We start from the raw sequence: 1,273 nt of genomic DNA, 5'->3' as shown, positions 1-1,273 counted from the left end.
GAGTTCATCAAACGATTCCCGGGTAATGAAGCAAACCTACAGTGGATTGACGGCCTAATTGAAGAAAGTCACCCCTGTGCAGCGAAGCTAGAAGCGAACCGTGTTGAAATTACGCGTGCGCAAAGAAAGATCGCAGAAATGGCTAACATAACTGGCATGACCATCGCTGAAATTAAAGACGTCAACCGTCGTGTATCGATTGGTGAAGCAAAAGCGCGTCGTGCGAAAAAGGAAATGGTAGAAGCCAACCTTCGTTTGGTTATCTCCATCGCGAAGAAATATACCAACCGTGGCCTACAGTTCCTGGATCTTATTCAGGAAGGTAACATTGGCTTGATGAAAGCGGTAGATAAGTTCGAATATCGCCGTGGTTACAAGTTCTCGACTTACGCTACATGGTGGATTCGTCAGGCAATTACTCGTTCTATTGCTGACCAGGCACGTACGATCCGTATTCCGGTACACATGATCGAAACCATTAATAAATTGAACCGCATCTCACGCCAGATGCTTCAGGAAATGGGCCGCGAGCCAACACCTGAAGAGTTAGGTGAGCGCATGGATATGCCTGAAGACAAGGTACGTAAAGTCCTTAAGATTGCTAAAGAACCAATCTCAATGGAAACGCCTATTGGTGATGACGAAGATTCACACTTGGGTGACTTTATCGAAGATGGCCAGGCAGAATCGCCCGTTGATACGGCTACAGGCCAGGGCTTAAGAGAGTCTACACGTACGGTTCTTTCCGGACTAACTGCTAGAGAAGCAAAAGTACTACGTATGCGTTTTGGTATCGAAATGAACACAGACCATACTTTGGAAGAAGTAGGTAAGCAGTTCGACGTAACGCGTGAGCGTATCCGTCAGATCGAAGCGAAAGCGCTAAGAAAACTACGCCATCCAAGCCGCTCAGATCACCTAAGAAGCTTCCTGGACGAATAAGCATTTTCCTCTAGCATCTTCTTTCGGGGCGCATTATAATGCGCCCCGTATTGATCAAGAACTCTCTGGATCATCTCTTGGCTCAAAGCCAAAATCAGTGCCCCCTTAGCTCAGTTGGTTAGAGCACCCGACTCATAATCGGTAGGTCCCCTGTTCAAGTCAGGGAGGGGGCACCATTTTTCTTCTTTTATTTCAATTGGTTATTTTAGTAGCTGGCATGCTTGGAATAAGTTGTGCTACATCAGTGCTACATTGGCCTCATTGTTGATTTGCACCCAAAACTGACCCACTAAAGCCATATATTTGCATCGAATTTTGACCCACGTATAAA

The 1,273-nt window shown here is 46.1% G+C and carries 1 protein-coding gene and 1 tRNA gene; both read left to right on the top strand.

Annotated elements, in window-relative coordinates; genetic code table 11:
• Nucleotides 1–942, top strand: a 942-nt coding sequence (gene rpoD, locus A3729_RS13360) for an RNA polymerase sigma factor RpoD (protein ID WP_068633980.1), incomplete at its 5' end; no start/stop codon positions are given.
• 99 nt (nt 943–1,041) lie between these two features.
• Nucleotides 1,042–1,118: transfer RNA gene (locus tag A3729_RS13355), tRNA-Ile, on the top strand.
• The last annotated feature ends 155 nt before the right edge of the window (nt 1,119–1,273 follow it).

It is taken from the genome of Oleiphilus sp. HI0043 (genome assembly GCF_001634935.1).
Note: the sequence above shows the minus strand (reverse complement) of the source record. Positions and strands in the feature narration are given on the sequence as shown.